Below are 14,301 nucleotides of genomic sequence, written 5' to 3' on the forward strand. Positions count from 1 at the left end.
GGTTCGACGATGTGGCCCGGCCCGGCCCGGCAGTTGACTGGCGGGCATGACGCAGCGGACGCGAATCACACGGCGGACAGACACGGCGACGGAGTACGCGGGCACCGAGCGGCCCGCCACGGACGCGGCACGGGCGACGGTGGTGGTGACCGGCGCGTCCGGCCGTACCGGCAGCCGGGTCGTGGCGGCGGCACGCGCTGCGGGACTGACGGTCCGCGCCGCCTCCCGCGCGGGGTTTCGACTGGCGGGGGAGTCGACCTCCCCTGGCGTGCGGGGGCCGGCCGGCGCCCGGCGGATCCGCGGCACGCCCGGTCACTTCTCCGGGTGTGCCGGCCCCTCGTCCCCGTGGGCCCCTTCGTGCGGGTGCCGGCCGTCGGTCTTGTGGGCGTGGTGGGGGTGCCTGGCGTGGGTACGCAGGCGGGCCGTGACGTCCTCCGGGGGCAGGAAGCGGGACCAGCGCTCGGGGAACTCGGAGGGCATGTCGGGGTCGTCGGGGTCGGCCTCGCGGGCCGCCGCCCAGGCGACGTACTCGGCGACCTGGGCCTCCCTCATCCGCTCGTTGGCCGCACGGGCGGCGGCCGTGGCGGCGGCGGGCCAGACCCGGTCGATGGCGGCGTTCACGGCCGCGCCGACGAGGACGGCGAAGGCCGCCACCCCGATCCACAGCAGGACGGCGACGGAGGCGGCGAGTGAGCCGTAGATGGTGGCGCCCTCGATGGTGTGCACGAGGTAGATCCGCAGCAGGAAGCTGCCGAGGACCCACATGGCGAGGGCGACGAGGGCGCCGGGGACGTCCTCGATCCACGGGGAGCGCACCGGCACGGAGACGTGGTACAGGGTCGTCAGGAAGACGACGCACAGGACGATGACGACCGGCCAGTACAGGACCTGTACGACCGTCTCCGACCAAGGCACCACCCGCACCACGGCGTCCGGGCCCGCCACCATCAGCGGCAGTGCCACCGAGCCGATCAGCAGCGCCACGATGAACAGCAGGAACGACATCATCCGGGTCTTGACGATGCCCCGGACGCCGTCGAGGCCGTACATCACGGTGATGGTGTCGATGAAGACGTTCACCGCGCGGGAGCCGGACCACAGGGCGAAGACGAAGCCGATGGAGATGACGTCGGGCCGCCCCCGCATCACGTCGTGCAGGATCGGCTGGGTGATCTCCTTCACGCCCTTGTCGGACAGGACCGTCCGCGAGGCGTCGAGGATGTTGTTCTCCAGGCTGCGGATGGTGTGGGCGCCGGTCCAGGTGTCGACGTAGGCGAGCAGCCCGATGAGGCAGAGCAGCAGCGGGGGCACGGACAGCAGCGTGAAGAACGCCGCCTCGGCCGCCAGGCCCAGGATGCGGTACTCCATACAGGAGTTGACGGTGTCCTTGAGCAGCAGCCAGGCGGTCCTGCGCTTGGAGACGTTCCGGTAGAGGGCTCTGGCCCGGTGGAGGCGACCGGCGGGCCGCTCGGGGGGTTCACTGGCTGGCTGCACGACCCAAAGGTATCCGCAGCGGCGGACCGCCCTCACCTTCCGGGGCAGGTGATCGACCGGTTCCCGGCCGGGTGGCCCCTTCCTGCGCGCCGGGCGGTGCCGCTGTGCCACTCTGGACGCCATCACCGCCGCCGTCCCGGGTAGGTTCGCAAGCATGGCAGGCACCTCCACCCACACCGTGACGAACCAGCCGCCTCCGCTGGTCGGCTACGACCTCTTCACCGCCGACCGGGCCCTCGTGGCGGCCGTCGAGCGGTACACCGGGCCGGACGTGCTCGACGAGGTGCGCGCCGAGCTGTCCGCGCTGGGCCGCGCCGCGGGCTCGGCCCAGGTGCAGGAGTGGGGGGCGCAGGCGAACGAGCACCCGCCCCGGCTGCGCACCCACGACCGGTACGGCCACCGGATCGACGAGGTCGACTTCCACCCGGCCTGGCACCGGCTGCTCGGCAAGGGCGTCTCGGCGGGTCTGACCGGCGCCTGGACCCGGCCGTCGGGGCATGTCCGCCGGGCCGCCGGGTTCCTGCTCTGGACGCAGGCGGAGGCGGGCAACTGCTGTCCGCTGTCGATGACGCACGCGGCCGTGCCCGTGCTGCGCACCGATCTGGTGCTCGCCACCGAGTGGGAGCCGCGGCTGACGTCCACGATCTACGACCGGGAGCTGCGGCCCGCCGCGCGGAAGTCCGGCGCGCTCTTCGGCATGGCCATGACGGAGAAGCAGGGCGGCAGCGACGTCCGCGCGAACACCACCGAGGCCCGGCCGCTCGCCGAGGCCGGCGCGTACGCGCTGACCGGGCACAAGTGGTTCTGCTCGGCGCCCATGTCGGACGCGTTCCTCGTGCTCGCCCAGGCCCCGGAGGGTCTCACCTGCTTCCTGGTTCCGCGCGTCCTGCCGGACGGCACCCGCAACGTCTTCCTCCTCCAGCGGCTGAAGGACAAGCTGGGCAACCGCTCCAACGCCTCCGCCGAGGTGGAGTTCGCCGGCACCTGGGCCCGCCGGGTCGGCGAGGAGGGACGCGGGGTGCGGACGATCATCGAGATGGTCGCGGCGACCCGGCTGGACTGCGCGCTGGGCTCGGCCGGGCTGATGCGGCAGGCGGTGGCGCAGGCGGTCCACCACTGCGCCCACCGGGAGGCCTTCGGCGGCCGGCTGCTCGACAAGCCGCTGATGCGCAACGTCCTCGCCGACCTCGCGCTGGAGTCCGAGGCCGCGACCGCGCTCACCCTGCGGCTCGCGGCCGCGTACGACGACGGCGGTGACCAGGAACGGGCCTTCCTGCGGCTGGCGGTGCCGGCCGCCAAGTACTGGATCACCAAGCGCTGTGCGCCCGTTGCGGTCGAGGCCGCGGAGTGCCTGGGCGGAAACGGTTACGTCGAGGAGTCGGGCCTGCCCCGGCTGGTACGGGAGTCGCCGCTGAACTCCGTCTGGGAGGGCGCCGGAAACGTCCAGGCGCTGGACGTGCTCCGCGCGCTGCAGCGGGAGCCGGGCGCGCTGGACGCCTGCCTGACCGAGATAGGCCGGGCGCACGGCGCCGACCACCGCCTCGACCGCGCGGTGAAGGACCTCTTCACCGAACTCGCCGACCTGAGCGACATCGAGGGCCGGGCCCGCCGCCTGGTGGAACGCCTCGCGCTGGTCCTCCAGGGCTCCCTGCTGGCCCGCTTCGCCCCGCCGGAGGTGGCGGACGCCTTCTGCGCCTCGCGGCTGGGCGGTGACCGCGGCGCGTCGTTCGGTACCCTGCCGACGAGCCTGGACCTCGAAGCTGTTGTGGAACGGGCCCGCCCGGTTTCCTGACCACGGGCCGCGCCGTCCTCTGCCGAGGACCGTCGGCACACCGCATCCGCGCGGTCGGCCGAACCCCGGCAGGGGTGATGCTGCGCCGACACGGCACCACCCCCACCACCTGGGCCACAAGGAGCCCGCGGTCGCGACAAGTCTCGGCCACTCTTTGGCCGTCCACCAGGGTTGCAGGGGGTTGCAACTTGCGGGGGCACGTGCGCGGAGTGTGTGCCTCCGGCCTGCTCGGAGCGGCAGTATGAGAGGCACAGCCGGGCCGGAAACCGCCGCCCGGACCGCTTGACAACTTTGTTCGACGCCCTTCCGGGAGGACCTCCGTGGTGAACCCGCCGATGAACGTGGCGCGCCTGGCCGCCGTGGACGCGCCACAGGCGGCGCGGCTGCTGAGCGAGGTACGTGACGCCACTCTTTCCGGTCAACGTGCGAGGATCGCACCCCGGCCGGTGATCGAACAGTCCTGGGGCCGCATGCTGCGCAGCGGTGTCGATCCCGACCGCGACTTCAGATCCGGGCTCCTGTCCTCCGACGAAGTGCGGCGCCGGCGCGAGGAGTCACCGCTCAGGCATGTCCTGCCGGTGCTCCGTGAGGGTCTGCTTTCGGTCGCCGACGTCGCCCAGCACATCATGGTCGTCGCGGACGCGGACGGGCGTGTGCTGTGGCGGGAGGGGGCCCCGCCGGTGCTGCGCAAGGCGGACGGCCTCGGCTTCGAACTGGGCGCGGACTGGCGGGAAGACGTCGTCGGTACCAACGGGGTGGGCACTCCGGCGGTCGTACGACGGCCCGTCCAGGTCTTCGCCGCCGAGCACTTCGTCCGCTCGCACAGCTCGTGGACCTGTACGGGCGCGCCGATCACCGACCCCAGGGACGGCCGGCTGATCGGTGTGGTGGACGTCAGCGGCCCGCTGGAGACCATGCATCCGGCGACCCTCGCCTGGGTGGACTCGGTGGCCAAGCTGGCCGAGGCGCGGCTGCGGGAGCTGCATCTGTACGCGCTGGAGCGGCTGCGGTCGGTGGCCGCCCCGGTGCTGGCCCGGCTGGACGGGCGGGCGCTGGCGGTGGACCGGGACGGCTGGACGGCCGCGGTGTCGGGGATGCCGTACGTGCGGCGTGTCGCGCTGCCCAAGTCGCTGGCGCCGGGCCGCAGGTGGCTGCCGTCGCTGGGTCCGTGCGCGGTGGAGCCGCTGGCCGGGGGCTGGTTGCTGCGGGTGACCGAGGAACCGCTCGGCACCACCACGCGGATCGCGCTGGACCTGGCCAGGCCGGGCCGCCCCACCCTGACGGTCTCCGGATCCGCGGGGTCCTGGTCGCGTGAACTCAGCCCTCGGCACGCCGAGTTGCTGTATCTGCTCACGGCCCACCGCTCCGGGCGCGGCGCGGCGGAGCTGGCCGGGGATCTGTTCGGGGATCCCTCACGCACGGTGACGGTACGGGCTGAGATGTCCCGGATCCGGCGGTATTCCGGGGAACTTCTCCAGCACCGGCCGTATCGTTTTCGCGACGACGCGGAGATCGAGGTACTGCTCCCGGACGACCCCCGTGACCTGCTGCCTTCCTCGACGGCACCGGCGATCACGCGGAGCCGGGCGGTTTCGCGGGGCGGCGGTCCCGCGGCTCGATGAGCGTGTCTTCCGCCCATGTGCGGGGTCTTCGCCCTGCGCGGGCCGTTACTGCCGTAGCATCCCTTACGGGCCTCCCCGGCTGCTTCTTGCGTCAACGTACGGATCATCAGGCGCAGTTGGCCGTCATCGGCCGGCGCGTCCCGGCGGCGACGGGGGCCCTGGGAGAGGGGACGAGATGAAGCATCGCGGCAGACATCGCCGGCGTAGACGGGGCGCCGCCCTGCGCGCGGTCCTGACCGGGACCGCGCTGGCGCTCACCGGGGCCGCCACCCTGATCAGCGTGTCCCAGGCGGACGTCACCGACAGCCCCGGCACGCTCAAGCCGCTCTCCTCCCCGGCGCAGACCGGCCCGCTCCGGCTCCAGGAGCGGTTGGTCCCCGCCCGTACGCTGAACCGGCTGTCGGCCGCGATGGGCCGGCCGGTCGGGGCGGACACCGTCCTCGCGAGCGCCGACCACGGGATGCGCGAGTCCGCCGACTGCTCCTCCGCCGACCGCGCGTCCCTGCCGGTCGCCCCGGCCGCCACGCGCGCCTACTGCTGGGATCCGGCCGACGCCGCCGGCACGGCCTGGCGACCGGCGTCGGTGACCACGCCCGGGGACACGGACGACGACGGCGTCCGGGGCACCCACCGGGCCCTCCTCGCCGGCTGGACCCACAGCACCGCCACCGGCCGCGCCGACGAACGGGGCCTGGCCAGGGTCGCCTTCGTGAACGCCGACGACCCGGCCCGCCTCGCCTACCGCTGGGTGCTGCTGGTGGTGCCGGTCGACGGCGGCCGTGACTACCGGGGTCTGGCCTCCGGGATATCCGGGATGGCCTGGTACCGGGACAAGCTGCTGGTCACCGCGAGGAGTGGCGGCGCCGACGCGCTGTACGTCTACGACCTCGACCGGATCCAGCGCACCAGCGTCGACGGGCCCGCGATCGGCCGGGTGCCTGGCGGCTGGTCCGCCGACGGCTACCGGTATGTGATGCCCGCGGTCGGCTCGTACCGCTTCGCCGCGGGCCGCTGCTCACCCTTGGGCCCGCCCTGTCCCGGCGCGCTCGCCCTCGACCGGGGCACGGCGCCCGACAGCCTGGTCGCCGCGGAGTGGACCGCGCCGGACGGCGACCGCAACGCGCGGCTGTGGCGGTACGCGTTCAGCACGGATCCCGCGCGCGGCGGACTGCTCGCCACGGATAGCGCGGGCCGGGTGAAGGCGGTGGAGGCGTACCGGACCGGGGCGGCCGGAATCCGGGGCGTGCTGTCGTACCGGCGGCCCGGGGCGGCACAGCCGTCCTGGTATGTGGGACATCTGCCCGGTTCACGGGACGGGCACGGCGGGCTGTGGCGGCAGGACTCCGCGGGGGCGAAGGCCCCGCACTGCGGCGCGGACGCCTCGCACCGCTGCTGGGCGCAGTCGGCGGGGTCGCTGTCCTACGGGCAGGAGACGGGCGAGGTGTGGTCCCTGTCGGACCGGATGCTCTTCGCCGTGCCCCTCGCGGAGCTGGACCGGTCGCTGGGGTGACCGGCCGTCGGCGGGGTGGCCGGGCGGTACGCGGGTGACGGCTCGCCGCAGGTGGCGACCGGGGGAAGGCGTCCGCTCCGGAGAGACGGCCGCCGCGGCGTGACGGGGGCGATCGACAGACCGGGCGGCGGGATGATTCCCTGGCCCGCATGAGCAGCGTCCCTGTCACCACCTGGTCCCTGGAGCAGACCTCGCCGGCCGATCTCCTGCCGGCCGCCGCACCCGAGGGCGAGGTGCGGGTGGTCCGCGCCGAGGTCCCCTCGCCCGAGTTCAGCCGCTTCCTGTACGCCTCGGTCGGCGGTGACATCCGCTGGACCGACCGGCTGGGCTGGACGTACGCCCGGTGGCAGGAACACCTGGAGCGGCCGGGCGTGGAGACCTGGGTGGCCTACGACCGGGGCACCCCGGCCGGCTATGTGGAGCTGGACCCGCAGGACGAGGGCGTGGTCGAGATCGTCTACTTCGGTCTGGTCCCGGCCTTCCGGGGCCGGCGCATCGGCGGGCATCTGCTGTCGTGCGGTGCGGCCCGCGCCTGGGACCTGGCCGAGCGGTGGCCCGGCCGGACGCCGACCAAGCGGGTGTGGCTGCACACCTGCAGCAAGGACGGCGAGTTCGCCATGGACAACTACCAGCGGCGCGGCTTCAAGCTGTTCGACACCAAGGTCGAGCTGGAGCCGGAGGTGGCGGCGCCCGGGCCGTGGCCCGGGGCGCATCCCGCCTGACGACACGCCCGTTAGCCCGTCCGGCCCACCGGGACAAGGCCTCCGACGGCACATGTGAGCGATGACACCCTTGTCCCACATTCCGGGACAAGGGTGTCCGCATTTTGGATAAAGCTGGACTGTGTCCAGATCGCCGTGACACGCTTCCGTCATGCCTGGAACTGGAATTGCCTTGGTGAGTCGGCGGCACGTCGACCTCGGCCGCATGTCCAGCGCCATCTGTCCGGCGAGCTGACCGCCCCAGCACCGCCGCGAACCCCCGTACCTGATTCTCCTTGCGCAATGCCGCGCACGCCTGCCCGCGTGCGCGCTTCTGTGCAGGTCAGAGCTGATTCCCATCGGTCCCGAAGGACGTAGAACCATGGCCGCCACTCCGTCGAACCCCGCCGCCTCCGCGCCCCGCCGCAAGGTGAGCCGTCACCGTGGTGAGGGTCAGTGGGCGGTGGGTCACTTCACCCCGCTGAACGGCAACGAGCAGGTCAAGAAGGACGACGACGGTCTCAATGTGCGGACACGCATTGAGACGATCTACTCCAAGCGCGGGTTCGACTCGATCGACCCCAGCGACCTGCGCGGGCGGATGCGCTGGTGGGGGCTGTACACCCAGCGCAAGCCCGGGATCGACGGCGGCAAGACCGCGGTGCTGGAGCCGGAGGAGCTGGACGACCGCTACTTCATGCTCCGGGTCCGGATCGACGGCGGGGCGCTCACCACGCGGCAGCTGCGGGTGATCGGCGAGATCTCCCAGGAGTTCGCGCGCGGCACCGCGGACATCACCGACCGGCAGAACGTGCAGTACCACTGGATCCGGATCGAGGACGTGCCCGAGATCTGGGACCGGCTGGAGGGCGTCGGCCTGTCCACCGTCACCGCCTGCGGTGACACCCCGCGTGTGATGATCGGCTCTCCGGTGGCGGGCATCGCCGAGGACGAGATCATCGACGGCACTCCGGCGCTGGAGGAGATGAAGCGCCGCGTCCTGAACAACAAGGCGTACTCGAACCTCCCCCGCAAGTTCAAGACGGCCATCTCGGGTTCGCCGGTGCTGGACGTCGTGCACGAGATCAACGACGTGGCGTTCGTCGGCGTCCGGCACCCCGAGCACGGCCCCGGCTTCGACGTGTGGGTCGGCGGCGGACTGTCCACCAACCCCAAGCTCGGTGTGCGGCTGGGCGCCTGGGTGCCGATCGACGAGGTCCCGGACGTCTACGAGGGCGTCATCTCGATCTTCCGTGACTACGGCTACCGCCGGCTGCGCAACCGCGCCCGGCTGAAGTTCCTCGTCGCCGACTGGGGCCCGGAGAAGTTCCGTCAGGTGCTGGAGGACGAGTACCTCAAGCGCACGCTGGTCGACGGGCCCGCCCCCGAGCAGCCGGTCCAGCGGTGGCGCGACCACATCGGTGTGCACCGGCAGAAGGACGGCCGTTTCTACGTCGGTTTCGCGCCGCGTGTCGGCCGGGTCGACGGCGCCACCCTGACGAAGATCGCCGACCTCGCCGAGGCGCACGGCTCGGGCCGGGTCCGTACCACCGTCGAGCAGAAGATGATCGTCCTCGACGTCGAGCAGGACCAGGTCGACTCGCTGGTCGAGGGCCTGGAGGCGCTGGACCTCACCGCCCGGCCGTCCACCTTCCGGCGCGGCACCATGGCCTGCACCGGCATCGAGTTCTGCAAGCTCGCCATCGTCGAGACCAAGCAGCGCGGCTCGACGCTGATCGACGAGCTGGAGCGCCGCCTGCCGGACTTCGACGAACCGCTCACCATCAACCTCAACGGCTGCCCGAACGCCTGCGCCCGTATCCAGGTCGCGGACATCGGTCTCAAGGGCCAGCTGGTCCTGAACGACCAGGGCGCACAGGTCGAGGGCTACCAGGTGCACCTCGGCGGCGCGCTGGGCCTGGAGCCGGGCTTCGGCCGCAAGGTGCGCGGCCTGAAGGTCACCGCGGAGGAGCTGCCCGACTACATCGAGCGGGTGCTGAAGCGGTTCCAGGCCGAGCGCGAGGACGGCGAGCGGTTCGCCGTCTGGGCGTCCCGCGCTTCCGAGGAGGCGCTGTCGTGAGCGAGCGGGCCGCGCCCTTCTACTGCCCCTACTGCGGTGACGAGGACCTGCGGCCGCACGAACAGGGCCACGGCACCTGGGAATGCGGGGCGTGCAACCGCGCCTTCCAGCTGAAGTTCCTGGGGCTGCTGGCCCAGGGGCTCCAGCGGGCCGACGACGGAGGGGACCGAACGACATGACGACGGCTCAGGAAGGCCGTACCGCCGAGGAGTTGAAGTCACTCGCCGAGCAGGCGGGCCGCGAGCTGGAGGACGCCTCCGCGCTGGAGATCCTCCAGTGGGCGGTGGACACCTTCGGTGCGAAGTTCTGCGTCACGTCCTCCATGGAGGACGCCGTCGTCGCCCATCTCGCCTCCCGCGTACGCAGGGGCGAGTCCGCCCTGGATGTCGTCTTCCTCGACACCGGCTACCACTTCCCGGAGACCATCGGCACCCGCGACGCCGTCGAGGCCGTGATGGACGTCAACGTCATCACCCTCACGCCGAAGCAGACGGTCGCCGAACAGGACGCGGAGTACGGCCCGAAGCTGCACGACCGCGACCCCGACCTGTGCTGCCGGCTGCGCAAGGTGCAGCCGCTGGAGGAGGGTCTGAAGGACTATCAGGCCTGGGCGACGGGACTGCGCCGCGACGAGTCGCCGACCCGGGCGAACACCCCGGTCGTCGGCTGGGACGCGAAGCGGCGGAAGGTGAAGATCTCCCCGATCGCCCGCTGGACGCAGGACGACGTGGACGCCTATGTCGCCGAACACGGCGTCCTCACCAACCCGTTGCTGATGGACGGCTACGCCTCCGTCGGCTGCGCCCCCTGCACCCGGCGGGTGCTGGAGGGCGAGGACGCACGCGCCGGTCGCTGGGCGGGCCGCGCCAAGACCGAGTGCGGGCTGCACGGATGACGAACCATCGGATTCAGGAGAACGACGTGACGACCGGAGCCACCGTCTGGCTCACGGGTCTGCCGAGCGCCGGCAAGACCACCATCGCGTACGAGCTGGCCGGCCGGCTGCGCGCCGAGGGCCACCGCGTCGAGGTGCTCGACGGCGACGAGATCCGCGAGTTCATCTCGGCGGGCCTCGGCTTTTCCCGCGAGGACCGGCACACCAACGTGCAGCGCATCGGCTTCGTCGCCGAACTGCTGGCCCGCAACGGGGTCAAGGCGCTGGTGCCGGTGATCGCGCCGTACACGGACAGCCGGGACGCGGTGCGCAAGCGGCATGCGGAGAACGGGACGCCGTACGTGGAGATCCATGTGGCGACCCCGGTCGAGGTGTGCAGCGTGCGCGATGTGAAGGGGCTGTACGCCCAGCAGGCCGCGGGTGAGCTGTCGGGCCTGACGGGGGTCGACGACCCGTACGAGGAGCCCGAGACGCCCGATCTGCGGATCGAGTCCCAGAACCAGACGGTGCAGGAGTCCGCGGCGTCCGTGTACGCCCTGCTGAGCGAGAGGGGACTGGCATGACCACGGTCGCCACGGTGAAGGACGGCACGGACAGCCCGTACGCCCTCTCCCACCTGGACGCCCTCGAGTCCGAGGCCGTGCACATCTTCCGCGAGGTGGCGGGCGAGTTCGAGAACCCGGTGATCCTGTTCTCCGGTGGCAAGGACTCCATCGTCATGCTGCACCTGGCGCTGAAGGCCTTCGCTCCGGCCTCCGTGCCGTTCTCGCTGCTGCATGTGGACACGGGACACAACTTTCCCGAGGTGCTGGAGTACCGGGACCGTGTGGTCGCCGCACATGGGCTGCGCCTCCATGTGGCCTCCGTCCAGGACTACATCGACCGGGGTGTGCTCAAGGAACGGCCCGACGGCACCCGTAACCCGCTGCAGACGCTTCCGCTGACGGAGAAGATCCAGAGCGAGAAGTTCGACGCGGTCTTCGGAGGCGGGCGCCGGGACGAGGAGAAGGCCCGCGCCAAGGAGCGGGTGTTCTCGCTGCGCGACGAGTTCTCCCAGTGGGACCCGCGCCGCCAGCGCCCCGAGCTGTGGAACCTGTACAACGGCCGGCACGCCGCCGGTGAGCACGTCCGCGTGTTCCCGCTGTCCAACTGGACCGAGCTGGACGTCTGGCAGTACATCGCCCGCGAGGGCATCGAGCTGCCGCAGATCTACTTCGCCCACGAGCGCGAGGTGTTCGCCCGGGGCGGCATGTGGCTGACCGCCGGGGAGTGGGGCGGGCCGAAGGACCACGAGAGTGTCGAGAAGCGGCTCGTGCGCTACCGCACCGTCGGTGACATGTCCTGCACCGGCGCCGTCGACTCCGAGGCCACCACGCTGGACGCCGTGATCGCCGAGATCGCCGCCTCCCGGCTCACCGAGCGGGGCGCGACCCGCGCCGACGACAAGATGTCCGAGGCCGCGATGGAAGACCGCAAGCGCGAGGGGTACTTCTAGTCATGAGCACGACCACGACCGAGGCGCTCTCGGCCACCACCCTGCTGCGGTTCGCCACCGCCGGATCCGTCGACGACGGCAAGTCCACCCTCGTCGGACGGCTGCTGCACGACTCCAAGTCGGTCCTCTCCGACCAGCTGGAGGCCGTGGAGCGGGCCTCCGCGAGCCGCGGCCAGGAGGGCCCCGACCTCGCCCTCCTCACCGACGGCCTGCGCGCCGAGCGGGAGCAGGGCATCACCATCGACGTGGCGTACCGCTACTTCGCCACGCCCCGGCGCCGGTTCATCCTCGCCGACACGCCCGGCCATGTGCAGTACACCCGGAACATGGTGACCGGCGCCTCCACCGCCGAGCTGACCGTGATCCTCGTCGACGCCCGCAACGGCGTGGTCGAGCAGACCCGCCGGCACGCGGCGATCGCGGCCCTGCTGCGGGTCCCGCACGTCGTCCTCGCGGTCAACAAGATGGACCTCGTCGGCTACGAGGAGAAGGTGTTCGCCGCGATCGCCGAGGAGTTCACGGCGTACGCGAGCGAGCTGGGCGTGCCCGAGATCACCGCGATCCCGATCTCGGCCCTGGCCGGCGACAACGTGGTGGAGCCGTCCGCGAACATGGACTGGTACGGCGGCCCCACGGTCCTGGAACACCTGGAAACCGTTCCCGTGAGCCATGACCTGGCGCACTGCCACGCCCGGCTGCCGGTGCAGTACGTGATCCGGCCGCAGACCGCCGAGCACCCGGACTACCGGGGCTACGCGGGCCAGATCGCGGCCGGTACGTTCCGCGTCGGCGACCCGGTCACGGTCCTGCCGTCCGGCCGTACGACGACGATCTCCGGCATCGACCTGCTGGGCGAGCCGGTCGACGTGGCCTGGACGACGCAGTCGGTGACCGTGCTGCTCACGGACGACATCGACGTCTCGCGCGGCGATCTGATCGTGCCGACGAAGGACGCGCCGGCCACCACGCAGGACGTGGAGGCGACCGTCTGCCATGTGGCCGACGAACCGCTGACCGTCGGCCACCGGGTGCTGCTCAAGCACGGCACCCGCACGGTCAAGGCGATCGTCAAGGACATCCCGTCCCGGCTGACGCTGGACGACCTGTCCCTGCACCCGCACCCCGGACGGCTCGTCGCCAACGACATCGGCCGCGTGAAGATCCGTACCGCCGAGCCGCTGCCGGTCGACTCCTACGCCGACTCGCGTCGCACCGGCTCGTTCATCCTGATCGACCCGAGCGACGGCACCACACTGACCGCGGGCATGGTCGGCGAGTCGTTCGCCTCCCCGGAGCCGGTCAAGGACGAGTCCGAAGCCGACGGCTGGGACTTCTGAACATGACCACGACCGACGTCTACTCGACGTTCGCGAAGGAGGGCGGCCGCGTCGGCAGCGGCGCCCTCGGCAGCGGGCAGGGCGGGGTGGCGCGATGTGTGCGCTGACGTACGCGCACCGCTTGCGCGCCCTGGCCCCCCACCCGCCGTCCCGGAAGCGACGAAGACCCTTTGCCGAACTCCCGGCCACGACCTGAGAGACCGTGACCGCCGGGCCAACGAGAGGAAACCCTCCCGTGCCTGCCACTCACTCGAAGCTGCTCCGCCGCGGCATAGCCGCGCTCGCCGCGCTCCCTCTGCTGACACTGGCCGCCTGCGGCTACGGGTCCGACTCCAAGAACGACGACACCACCAAGGTGGCCGCCGGAGCCAAGAAGGTCGACGGACTCGACTCCGTCAAGATCGGCTACTTCGGCAACCTGACCCACGGGACCGCGCTGGTCGGCTTCCAGAAGGGCTTCTTCCAGAAGGAGCTGGGCGCCACCGTGGCCAAGCCCGCGATCTTCAACGCGGGTCCGTCCGAGATCGAGGCCCTCAACTCGGGCTCCATCGACATCGGCTGGATCGGCCCGTCCCCGGCGATCAACGGCTACACCAAGTCCGACGGCAAGAACCTGAAGATCATCGGTGGTTCGGCCTCCGGCGGCGTCAAGCTGGTCGTGAACCCCAAGAAGGTCAAGTCCCTGAAGGACGTCAAGGGCAAGAAGATCGCCACCCCGCAGCTGGGCAACACGCAGGACGTGGCGTTCCTCAACTGGGCCGCCGACCAGGGCTGGAAGGTCGACGCGCAGAGTGGCAAGGGTGACGTCACGGTCGTCCGCACCGACAACAAGATCACCCCGGACGCCTACGCGTCGGGTTCCGTCGACGGTGCCTGGGTGCCGGAGCCGACCGCGTCGAAGCTGGTCGCCAAGGGCGCCAAGGTGCTGCTGGACGAGTCGACGCTGTGGCCGGACAAGAAGTTCGTGATCACGAACATCGTCGTGCGGCAGGACTTCCTCAAGAAGAACCCCAAGGCGGTCGAGGCCGTGCTGAAGGCCTCGGTCGAGGCCAACAAGTGGATCCACGCCAACCCGGACCAGGCGAAGGCTGCCGCGAACAAGCAGCTGGAGGCGGACTCCGGCAAGGCGCTGCCGGCGAACGTCCTGGACCCGGCGTGGAAGTCCATCCAGTTCACCGACGACCCGCTGGCCGCCACCCTCGGCACCGAGGCGCAGCACGCGGTGAAGGCCGGCCTGCTGGACAAGCCGAACCTCAAGGGGATCTACGACCTGACGGTCCTCAACAAGGTCCTCAAGGCCTCGGGCGAGAACACCGTCAGCGACGCGGGCCTCGGCACCAGCTGACGCAGGAACCCGACGAACCCCCAGGAGGTG

Annotated in this window: 13 protein-coding genes and 1 pseudogene; 13 read left to right on the top strand and 1 reads right to left on the bottom strand. The window is 71.5% G+C overall.

Annotated features, from left to right (window positions below):
* Nucleotides 1–46: 46 nt before the first annotated feature.
* A pseudogene (locus IE244_RS43380) lies at nt 47–245 on the top strand (NmrA family transcriptional regulator); the annotation flags it as partial.
* Nucleotides 246–312: 67 nt separating this feature from the next.
* On the opposite strand, the gene IE244_RS09895 reads toward IE244_RS43380, so the two are convergent.
* The gene (locus IE244_RS09895; RefSeq protein WP_191872575.1) at nt 313–1,494 is read right to left on the bottom strand and encodes a YihY/virulence factor BrkB family protein; all 1,182 of its coding nucleotides are present in this window, start codon (nt 1,492–1,494) and stop codon (nt 313–315) included.
* Nucleotides 1,495–1,648: 154 nt separating this feature from the next.
* Between IE244_RS09895 and IE244_RS09900 the strand changes: the two genes are divergently transcribed.
* The 12 genes from IE244_RS09900 (at nt 1,649) to IE244_RS09955 (ending at nt 14,271) form a co-directional block, all read left to right on the top strand.
* A complete protein-coding gene (locus tag IE244_RS09900; RefSeq protein WP_191872576.1) occupies nt 1,649–3,286 on the top strand; it encodes an acyl-CoA dehydrogenase family protein in 1,638 nt (545 codons plus the stop codon).
* 335 nt (nt 3,287–3,621) lie between these two features.
* Nucleotides 3,622–4,908 (top strand): GAF domain-containing protein, encoded by a 1,287-nt coding sequence (locus IE244_RS09905; RefSeq protein ID WP_191872915.1) that lies wholly within the window; start codon nt 3,622–3,624, stop codon nt 4,906–4,908.
* 175 nt (nt 4,909–5,083) lie between these two features.
* Entirely contained in the window at nt 5,084–6,418 is a 1,335-nt protein-coding gene (locus IE244_RS09910) for a hypothetical protein (RefSeq protein WP_191872577.1), read from the top strand.
* Between the two features lie 149 nt (nt 6,419–6,567).
* Nucleotides 6,568–7,140, top strand: a complete 573-nt coding sequence (locus IE244_RS09915; protein WP_191872578.1) for a GNAT family N-acetyltransferase — start codon at nt 6,568–6,570, stop codon at nt 7,138–7,140.
* 151 nt (nt 7,141–7,291) lie between these two features.
* A complete protein-coding gene (locus IE244_RS43125; RefSeq protein ID WP_310739661.1) occupies nt 7,292–7,375 on the top strand; it encodes a putative leader peptide in 84 nt (27 codons plus the stop codon).
* Nucleotides 7,376–7,501: 126 nt separating this feature from the next.
* On the top strand, nt 7,502–9,199 hold the full coding sequence (locus tag IE244_RS09920; protein WP_191872579.1) for a nitrite/sulfite reductase: 1,698 nt from the start codon (nt 7,502–7,504) through the stop codon (nt 9,197–9,199).
* Nucleotides 9,196–9,378, top strand: coding sequence for a hypothetical protein (locus tag IE244_RS09925; protein ID WP_191872580.1), 183 nt, complete (start codon nt 9,196–9,198; stop codon nt 9,376–9,378). The genes IE244_RS09920 and IE244_RS09925 overlap by 4 nt, the downstream gene beginning before the upstream one ends.
* Nucleotides 9,375–10,094, top strand: coding sequence for a phosphoadenylyl-sulfate reductase (locus tag IE244_RS09930; RefSeq protein ID WP_191872581.1), 720 nt, complete (start codon nt 9,375–9,377; stop codon nt 10,092–10,094). The genes IE244_RS09925 and IE244_RS09930 overlap by 4 nt, the downstream gene beginning before the upstream one ends.
* Before the next feature lie 26 nt (nt 10,095–10,120).
* Entirely contained in the window at nt 10,121–10,657 is a 537-nt protein-coding gene (gene cysC, locus IE244_RS09935; protein ID WP_229854030.1) for an adenylyl-sulfate kinase, read from the top strand.
* Nucleotides 10,654–11,589 carry a sulfate adenylyltransferase subunit CysD gene (gene cysD / locus IE244_RS09940; protein WP_191872583.1) on the top strand — a complete coding sequence of 312 codons (936 nt, stop codon included), beginning with the start codon at nt 10,654–10,656 and terminating at the stop codon, nt 11,587–11,589. The genes cysC and cysD overlap by 4 nt, the downstream gene beginning before the upstream one ends.
* 2 nt (nt 11,590–11,591) lie before the next feature.
* Nucleotides 11,592–12,926: a sulfate adenylyltransferase subunit 1 gene (locus IE244_RS09945; protein ID WP_191872585.1), complete on the top strand. Its 1,335-nt coding sequence runs from the start codon at nt 11,592–11,594 to the stop codon at nt 12,924–12,926.
* A gap of 235 nt (nt 12,927–13,161) precedes the next feature.
* Nucleotides 13,162–14,271: an aliphatic sulfonate ABC transporter substrate-binding protein gene (locus IE244_RS09955; RefSeq protein ID WP_191872588.1), complete on the top strand. Its 1,110-nt coding sequence runs from the start codon at nt 13,162–13,164 to the stop codon at nt 14,269–14,271.
* Nucleotides 14,272–14,301: the final 30 nt, after the last annotated feature.

The sequence above is a fragment of the Streptomyces filipinensis genome (assembly GCF_014649495.1).
GTDB lineage: Bacteria > Actinomycetota > Actinomycetes > Streptomycetales > Streptomycetaceae > Streptomyces > Streptomyces filipinensis.

Excerpts from the sequence above, each read along its gene's own strand:
- IE244_RS09900 (WP_191872576.1), top strand. The coding sequence starts at position 1,649 with ATGGCAGGCACCTCCACCCACACCGTGACGAACCAGCCGCCTCCGCTG.
- IE244_RS09905 (WP_191872915.1), top strand. The coding sequence starts at position 3,622 with ATGAACGTGGCGCGCCTGGCCGCCGTGGACGCGCCACAGGCGGCGCGG.
- IE244_RS09910 (WP_191872577.1), top strand. The coding sequence starts at position 5,084 with ATGAAGCATCGCGGCAGACATCGCCGGCGTAGACGGGGCGCCGCCCTG.
- IE244_RS09915 (WP_191872578.1), top strand. The coding sequence starts at position 6,568 with ATGAGCAGCGTCCCTGTCACCACCTGGTCCCTGGAGCAGACCTCGCCG.
- IE244_RS43125 (WP_310739661.1), top strand. The coding sequence starts at position 7,292 with ATGCCTGGAACTGGAATTGCCTTGGTGAGTCGGCGGCACGTCGACCTC.
- IE244_RS09920 (WP_191872579.1), top strand. The coding sequence starts at position 7,502 with ATGGCCGCCACTCCGTCGAACCCCGCCGCCTCCGCGCCCCGCCGCAAG.
- IE244_RS09930 (WP_191872581.1), top strand. The coding sequence starts at position 9,375 with ATGACGACGGCTCAGGAAGGCCGTACCGCCGAGGAGTTGAAGTCACTC.
- cysD (WP_191872583.1), top strand. The coding sequence starts at position 10,654 with ATGACCACGGTCGCCACGGTGAAGGACGGCACGGACAGCCCGTACGCC.
- IE244_RS09945 (WP_191872585.1), top strand. The coding sequence starts at position 11,592 with ATGAGCACGACCACGACCGAGGCGCTCTCGGCCACCACCCTGCTGCGG.